The organism is Microbacterium sp., from assembly GCF_049661145.1.
Taxonomy (GTDB): Bacteria; Actinomycetota; Actinomycetes; order Actinomycetales; family Microbacteriaceae; genus Microbacterium.
The window spans coordinates 1-7,779 of the sequence record NZ_JBASZT010000309.1 but is presented as its reverse complement, the minus strand read 5'-3'; the positions used below and the strand labels follow the sequence as shown (position 1 = coordinate 7,779).

Below are 7,779 nucleotides of genomic sequence, written 5' to 3'. Positions count from 1 at the left end.
CGCCGAACTGGAGGAACTCGGCGGCATCCGGCGGATCGACGACGGCCCGGGCCTCAGCTGCCTCGCCGTGCCGATCCGCGCCGGCGACGGAACGATCGCAGGCGCCATCGCGTTCACCGGCGCCCGCCACCGCATCGAAGATCCCACCCGCGTACTGGCACCGCTCGTCACGCTCGCCCGGCAGGTCGCCTCCTACATCACGTAGCCGCCAAGGCACGCAGCCGTCAAGGCGCCCCGCCCCGGGTCAGGAGTCGATACCCAGCTGGGAGTCGTCCCCGTCGCCGTCGGCGACGGCGGGCTGACTCCCCGTGACCACCGGGATCGTCGTCGTCATCGTGGGGACGGATGCCGACAGCAGCGTGCCGTCTTCGCGCATCGACTCGCCGATGTCACTGATCGTCGGCCGTCCGCTCAGTCGCGGTCCCTGACCGGCGAGCGGCACGCGAACGGTCGCGCCCGGCTCGACGAGGTAGGAGCGACCCCGCACCGAGAACTCGACCGGTTCGCCGCCGGAGGCGGCGAGGGACAGCTCGCCGCGTGTGATGCGCACCTTCAACTCCGTGCCGCGCCAGTGCAGCGTGTAGGACAGCGACGGCCAGTCCTTCGGCAGGCGAGGATCGAAGGTCAGCTCCCCGTAGTGGTCGCGCATGCCGCCGAACCCGGCGACCAGAGCGGTCCACACCCCGCCCGCCGAGGCGACGTGCACCCCGTCGGAGGCGTTGTGGTGCAGGTCGCCGAGGTCCACGAAGATCGACTGCCAGAAGTACTCCAGCGCGAGGTCCTGATAGCCGACCTCCGCCGCGAGGATCGCCTGCACGACCGCCGACAGCGTCGAGTCGCCCGTCGTCAGCGGGTCGTAGTACTCGAAGTCGGCGAGCTTCTCCTCGTCGGTGAAGTGGTTGCCCTGCAGATACAGCGCCAGCACGACGTCGGCCTGCTTGAGCACCTGGTAGCGGTAGATGACCAGCGGATGGAAGTGCAGCAGCAGCGGGCGCTGGTCCGGAGGCGTCGACTCCAGGTCCCAGACCTCGCGCTCGAGGAACACCTCGTCCTGCGGATGGATGCCGAGGCCTTCGCTGTACGGGATGTGCATCGCCGAAGCGGCGGCATCCCACGCGTCCGGCTCGGCGGGGTCGAGCGAGAGCCGCTGCGCCATGAGCGCGTAGGCCTCGGGCGCGACGTCGGCCATCTCGCGGACCACGCGAGCCGCGAAGCGCAGGTTGTAGCGAGCCATGACGTTCGTGAACAGGTTGTCGTTGACGACGGTCGTGTACTCGTCGGGACCGGTCACACCGTGGATGTGGAAGACCTCCGGCTGCCCGTCTTCGTTGAACCGCCAGAACCCGAGCGTCGCCCACAGCCGCGCCGTCTCCACCGCGATGTCCACGCCCTCCCGGTAGAGGAAATCGTCGTCGCCCGTCGCACGCACGTACTTGCCGAGGGCGAAGCTCACGTCGGCGTTGATGTGGTACTGCGCGGTGCCCGCCGCGTAGTACGCCGAAGCCTCTTCACCACTGATCGTGCGCCACGGGAACAGCGCGCCGGCCTCGTTCAGCTGCTCGGCGCGATGCCGGGCCGCTGGAAGCATGAGATAGCGCATGCGCAGCGCGTTGCGAGCCCACTGCGGCGTCGTGTAGGTGAGGAACGGGAGCACGTAGATCTCGGTGTCCCAGAAGTAGTGTCCGCTGTATCCCGAGCCCGAGACGCCCTTGGCCGGCACGCCACGACCGTCGGCGCGCGCCGTGGCCTGCGCCAGCTGGAACAGGCACCAACGCGTGGCCTGCTGCAGGTCGGGGTGACCCTCGATGACGACATCGGAACGCTCCCAGAACGCGGCGATCCACTCGGCCTGCCGGTCGTACAGCGTCTGAACACCCACCGCCGCGGCACGATCCAGCGTGCGGCGTCCGCGGTCGACGAGTTCGCGCGCCGGCACGCCACGGGAGGTGTGATAGGCCACGAGCTTGGTCACCGTGGTCGGGACCCCGGCCTTGGCCTGCACTCGGAACACGTTCTTCGCGATGTCCGGCTCGATCGAGGTGCGTGCGTGATACTCGTTCTCGGTGTCGATGACATGGTCGGCGACGAGCGCCATCGTCATGCCCGACTGGGTGACCCGGTACGACAGCGCCGTACGCGAGCCGTCCTGCCAGTACTCCTGCGGCTGCAGCACGCGCTCGTGGATCTTCTCCGCCTTGCGCGGATCGAACCCGGCCTTCTTCGCCGCGGGCCCCGCGCCACCGTACACGTCCTCGCCGTCTTGCCGGTTGATCAGCTGACAGACGATCGTGACGGGAGCATCGGAATCGACGACCGTCACCGTCAGCCGCATGACCGCGAGGTGGTTCTCCTCGAACGAGACGAGGCGGTCCACGTCGAGCCGGACGTCCTTGCCCGCCGGGGTCACCCATCGGATGTGTCGTGTCAGCACACCGCGGCGCATGTCGAGCACCCGTTCGTACTCACGGATGTCGGACATGTCGAGATCGAGCGGGTCGTCACCGACGTAGATCCGCATGACTTTGGCGTCGGGCACGTTGATGATCGTCTGCCCGACCTCGGCGAACCCGTACGCCTGCTCGGCATGACGGATGGCGAACGTCTCATGGAACCCGTTGATGAACGTGCCGTGCTCGTGTGCGTGGCGGCCCTCGGGATGATTGCCCCGCAGTCCCAAGTAGCCGTTGCCGACGGCGAACAGCGTCTCGCTGACCCCGACGTCGTCGGACGAGTACCTCGTCTCGATCAGACGCCACTCGTCGACGGGAAACCGGTTGCGATCCATCACATGTCCTCCACGAAAGCGGAAAGGTCGTCGACGACGACATCGGCACCGAGATCGAGCAACGCCTGCGCGCCGGCGCCACGGTCGACGCCCACGACGAGGGCGAATCCTGCGGCGGATGCCGACGCCACACCCGAGTGCGCGTCTTCGACGGCGGCGCTTCTGGCGGGGTCGACCCCCAGCATCCGCGCCCCCTCGGCGAACATGTCCGGCTCGGGCTTGGACCGCAGGCCTTCGCGCGCGGCCACGACGCCGTCCATGACGACGGGGAAGAAGTCGCGGATGCCGGCGACGGCCAGCACCTCTTCGGCGTTCTTCGAACTGGATACGACGCCGATCGGCGTGCCCGCGGCGCGGAGCTTTTCGATGAGCGCGAGCGATCCGGGGTAGGGGGCGATGCCGTCGGTGCGCAGCACACGGGCGAACACGTCGTTCTTGCGGTTGCCGATGCCGCAGACCGTGTCAGCCGCCGGCGGATCGTCGGGGTCCCCCCACGGCACCTCGACGTCGCGCGAGCGCAGCAGACTCGCGACGCCGTCGTATCGCTGCTTGCCGTCGAGGTACCGGAAGTAGTCGTCCTCCGTGTACGGCGGCGTGATGCCCCACGCCGTGAACAGTTCGGCGAACATCGTCTGCCAGGCGTGCATGTGCACTTCGGCGGTCGGGGTGAGTACGCCGTCGAGGTCGAACAGCACGCCGTCGTACGTGGTGAGGTCGGGAAGATCGGAGCGCTCGGCTGTCACGGCTTCAGCGTAGTGGTCCGCCGTGAACAGCGTGTGTCGAATGTGAGCGCACTTCGCCGACGCCCGCGCGAGTCCGGTGGCGCCGCGACCGGGCCCGTTGTGTGCGATCGGGCCTGTTATTGACCGGTCGCAAGGGGTCCGATCGGCGCGAACCGGCCCGCTCGGCGTCGTCGGGCTGGGCGGCCAGGCTGGAGCTGTCGACCTGAACCACCCCGACGAACCCCCACCTACGCCCTGGCGACGGCGATCGTCTGGCGGGCGATCTCGAGCTCCTCGTTCGTCGGCACGACAAGAACGGTGACGGCGGAGTCGTCGGCCGAGATCACGCGGATGCCGCGCTCGCGGCGCTCGTTGCGCTCGGCATCGAGGCGGATGCCGAGAAAGCCCAGCTTCTCCAGGGCCTGCGCGCGCACGAGGGCCGAGTTCTCCCCCACGCCGGCCGTGAACGAGATGACGTCGACGCCGCCGAGCTGCGCGATGTAGGCCCCGAGGTACGCGCGCAGCCGGTGCACGTACACGTCGAAGGCGAGCATGGCGCGGCCGTCGCCCGCCTCGCGGCGCTGCTCCAGGTCGCGCATGTCGCTCACTCCGGCAAGACCCTGCAGGCCGCTGCGCTTGTTGAGGAACGTATCGAGCTCGCCCGGCGTCATGTCCTCGCGGCGTGCCAGCACGAGCAGGACCGAGGGGTCGAGGTCGCCCGAGCGGGTGCCCATCACGAGCCCCTCCAGCGGCGTGAGCCCCATCGAGGTCTCGACCGAGTGGCCGCCGTCGATCGCGGTGACCGACGCGCCGTTGCCCAGGTGCAGGACGATCTGCTTGAGCTCGCGCAGCGGCCGGTCCAGGAACCGCGCGGCCGACTCGCTCACGAACTTGTGGCTCGTGCCGTGGAAGCCGTAGCGGCGGATGCGGTGCTTGCGCGCCAGGTCGCGGTCGATCGCGTATGTGTACGCCGCCGGCGGCAGGGTCTGATGGAACGCCGTGTCGAACACCGCGACGTGGGCGAGGTCGGGAAACGCCTCGCGTGCGGCGCGGATCCCCTGCACGGCACCCGGGTTGTGGAGGGGCGCCAGCAGCGACAACTCGTCGATGTTGATCTCGACGAGGTCGGTGACGAGGGTGGGGTGGAAGAAGCGCGCTCCGCCCTGCACGACGCGGTGACCGACGGCGGCGAGCTCGGCCTCGGACAGTGACGGGCCGGCCTCGTCGAAAGCCTGCAGCATGACCTCGAAGCCCGCCGTGTGGTCGGGGATCGGCAGTTCGCGGAAGTACTCGGCATCCTGCGCCTTGTGGATCGCGGTGCCCAACGGCTCGCCGATGCGCTCGACGAGGCCTGAGGCCAGCGCCCGTTCGGTCTCAACGTCGATGAGCTGGTACTTGAACGAGCTGGATCCGCTGTTGATGACGAGGACGACGGTCACGCGCCCGCTCCCTGCTGCGCGTTCTGCGCCTGGATCGCGGTGATCGCGATGGTGTTGACGATGTCCTCCACGAGCGCACCGCGCGAGAGGTCGTTGATCGGTTTGTTGAGGCCCTGCAGCACCGGACCCACGGCGACGGCGCCCGCCGACCGCTGCACCGCTTTGTAGGTGTTGTTGCCGGTGTTGAGGTCGGGAAAGACGAACACCGTGGCACGACCGGCGACCTCGGAGTCGGGCATCTTGGTGCGTGCGACGGCAGCGTCGGCAGCGGCGTCGTACTGGATCGGGCCCTCCACGAGCACCTCCGGGGCACGTTCGCGCACGTATGCCGTGGCACGGCGCACCTTGTCGACGTCCTCCCCCGACCCGGACTCGCCGGTCGAGTACGACAGCATCGCGACGCGGGGGTCGATGCCGAACTGACGCGCGGTCGCCGCCGACGAGACGGCGATGTCGGCGAGCTGCTCGGCGGTGGGATCGGGGATGACGGCGCAGTCGCCGTAGACCAGCACCCGGTCGGCGAGCGCCATGAGGAAGACGCTCGAGACGACCGAGACGCCGGGCCGGGTCTTGATGATCTCGAACGCCGGCCTGATCGTGTGCGCCGTCGTGTGCGCCGCACCCGAGACCATGCCGTCCGCCAGGCCGAGGTGCACCATCATCGTGCCGAAGTACGACACGTCGGTGACGGTGTCGGCGGCCTTCGCGTAGGTGACGCCCTTGTGCTTGCGCAGCTCGGCATACTCCTTCGCGAACAGATCGACCGTCGCCGGGTCGTTCGGGCTGAGCACGCGAGCGGCCGCCAGATCGAGCCCGAGTTCGACGGCACGGCCGCGGACGTCTGCCTCCTCGCCGAGAATCGTGAGGTCCGCGATGCCGCGGGCGAGCACCGTCGCGGCGGCCTTGAGCACCCGGTCGTCGCCGCCCTCCGGCAGCACGATGCGCTTGCGCTGCGCGCGAGCGCGCTCCAGCAGCTGGTACTCGAACATGAGCGGCGTGACGACGGTGGAATGGGCGAGCCCGAGCGCGCGCGTGAACTCGTCGGTGTCGACGTTCTGCTCGAACAGCGCCAGCGCGGTGTCGTAGCGCCGCTGCGAGCCGGCGGTGAGCCGGCCGCGAGTCCCCATGACGCGCAAGGCGGTGTCGTAGGTGTCGAGGTCCGTCTGGATGATCGGCAACGGGGAATCCAGACCCGCCATGAGATCCTGCACGACCTGCGGCAGCGGGAAGGGTCCGTTGAGGATGATCCCCGCGATCGAGGGGAAGGTCCCCGACGAGTTCGCCAGCAGCAGGCCCAACAGCACCTCGGTGCGGTCGGCGGGGACGACGACGATCGCGCCGTCGGTGAGCCGGGGCAGGACGTTGTTGAGCGACATCCCCGCCACGACCACGTCGAGCACTTCACGGGGCAGGAGCGCTTCGTCGCCGCGCAGCAGTCTGCCGCCGAGGCTCAGCATGATGTCGCGGACGGCCGGCGCCACGAGGAAGACGTCCTCGGGGATCGACCACACCGCGACGTCCGCCTCGCGGTCGCCGTCCACGGCGGGGACCTCGCGCACGACCTTCCGGATCTCGGCGTCGATCGCGTGGAGTCTCGCCGGATCGGCACGGTTGGTGATGACGGCGAACAGTTCGGCCCGCTGGAAAGTGATGTCGGTGAGGGCGAGCTCGGTCAGTTGCGCGAGCTGCTCGGGGGTGCGCGCGTCGCTCACCCCCAGGCGGTCGCCCTGGTCGGCTCGTCCGTTGAGGACGACGAGCACGGGGGCTCCGAGGTTCGCCGCGATGCGGGCGTTGTAGGCGAGCTCGCTCGTCGAGCCGACATCCGTGAAGTCGCTGCCGACGACCACGACGGCGTCGCACTTGGCCTCGACGGCCTTGAACCGCTCCACGATCTTCGACAGTGCAGCATCCGCATCATGGCGAACGTCGTCGTAGGTGACGCCGACGGCCTCCTCGTAGTCGAGGCCGACGCCGACATGGTCCAGGAGCATCTCCAGCACGTAGTCGCGCTCCACCGTCGAGCGCGCGATGGCACGGAACACGCCAACACGGGCCGCCGACCGCGTCAGCGCATCGAGCACTCCCAGAACAATCGTCGACTTGCCGGACAGGCCCTCCGTCGAGGTGATGTAGATGCTCTGCGCCACGGCATCCACCCTAGGTGCGGAGCGGATACCGGGGCCAGCCGCAGTCCGTGGATATTCGCGGACATGCCCTCGGGGACCGCAACGCCCACGAGACGGGAGATCCCGCGACAGAACACGACGAGACGGCACGCGTCGCATACCGTCTCGTCACAACTGCGCCGTCTCGGGCGTGGGCCGTCGCCGCGCGCCCGGGGCGGCGACCTCAGCGGGCCGATCCGCGCGGTAGAGCTCGAGGGCGGACCGGACGAAACGCGCGATGTGGGGAGCGCGCGAGCCGTCGGACCACGCCGCCGCGACGGCGTACGGCTTGGCGTCGACGACTGGACGATAGACGACGTCGTCTCGCGGATGCTGCTCGGCAAGAGAACGCGGGATGAGTGCGACCGCTTGGGCGAGAGCCACGACCTCGATCAGCTGGGCGGGGTCACGCACGAGCGGCCCTTCCCGCCACAGGGGGCCCGCGGAGTCCGAGGCTGGCCCCCCGCCGTCCTGACCGGACCAGTACTCACGCTCGGGCACAGTCGCATCCGGCCACTGCGGGAACGTCTCGCCGCGCAGGTCAGACCCGGATCCGCGGGTAGTGGGGTGGTGGGTCGGCGTGGGAAAAGAGAAAGTGCCTTCTGATCTGGGACGATGGTGATTGCGAAGTCAGTCAGCGTCGGATCAGGGAGGCACTTTCTTGGTGG

The 7,779-nt window shown here is 69.1% G+C and carries 5 protein-coding genes and 1 pseudogene; 1 reads left to right on the top strand and 5 read right to left on the bottom strand.

Annotated elements, in window-relative coordinates; translation table 11 throughout:
• A pseudogene (locus WBP48_RS13070) lies at nucleotides 1-205 on the top strand (transcriptional regulator); the annotation flags it as partial.
• Nucleotides 206-244: 39 nt separating this feature from the next.
• Here WBP48_RS13070 and WBP48_RS13065 read toward each other — a convergent pair.
• The 5 genes from WBP48_RS13065 to WBP48_RS13045 form a co-directional block, all read right to left on the bottom strand.
• Nucleotides 245-2,785 (bottom strand): glycoside hydrolase family 65 protein, encoded by a 2,541-nt coding sequence (locus WBP48_RS13065; protein WP_424441106.1) that lies wholly within the window; start codon nucleotides 2,783-2,785, stop codon nucleotides 245-247.
• Nucleotides 2,785-3,528, bottom strand: a complete 744-nt coding sequence (locus WBP48_RS13060; protein WP_424441104.1) for an HAD family hydrolase — start codon at nucleotides 3,526-3,528, stop codon at nucleotides 2,785-2,787. The genes WBP48_RS13065 and WBP48_RS13060 overlap by 1 nt, the downstream gene beginning before the upstream one ends.
• Before the next feature lie 227 nt (nucleotides 3,529-3,755).
• A complete protein-coding gene (locus tag WBP48_RS13055) occupies nucleotides 3,756-4,946 on the bottom strand; it encodes an acetate/propionate family kinase (protein ID WP_424441102.1) in 1,191 nt (396 codons plus the stop codon).
• Nucleotides 4,943-7,093 carry a phosphate acetyltransferase gene (gene pta / locus WBP48_RS13050; RefSeq protein ID WP_424441100.1) on the bottom strand — a complete coding sequence of 717 codons (2,151 nt, stop codon included), beginning with the start codon at nucleotides 7,091-7,093 and terminating at the stop codon, nucleotides 4,943-4,945. The genes WBP48_RS13055 and pta overlap by 4 nt, the downstream gene beginning before the upstream one ends.
• 147 nt (nucleotides 7,094-7,240) lie before the next feature.
• A complete protein-coding gene (locus tag WBP48_RS13045) occupies nucleotides 7,241-7,612 on the bottom strand; it encodes a LysR substrate-binding domain-containing protein (RefSeq protein WP_424441098.1) in 372 nt (123 codons plus the stop codon).
• Nucleotides 7,613-7,779: the final 167 nt, after the last annotated feature.

Excerpts from the sequence above, each read along its gene's own strand:
- WBP48_RS13065 (WP_424441106.1), bottom strand. The coding sequence starts at position 2,785 with ATGGATCGCAACCGGTTTCCCGTCGACGAGTGGCGTCTGATCGAGACG.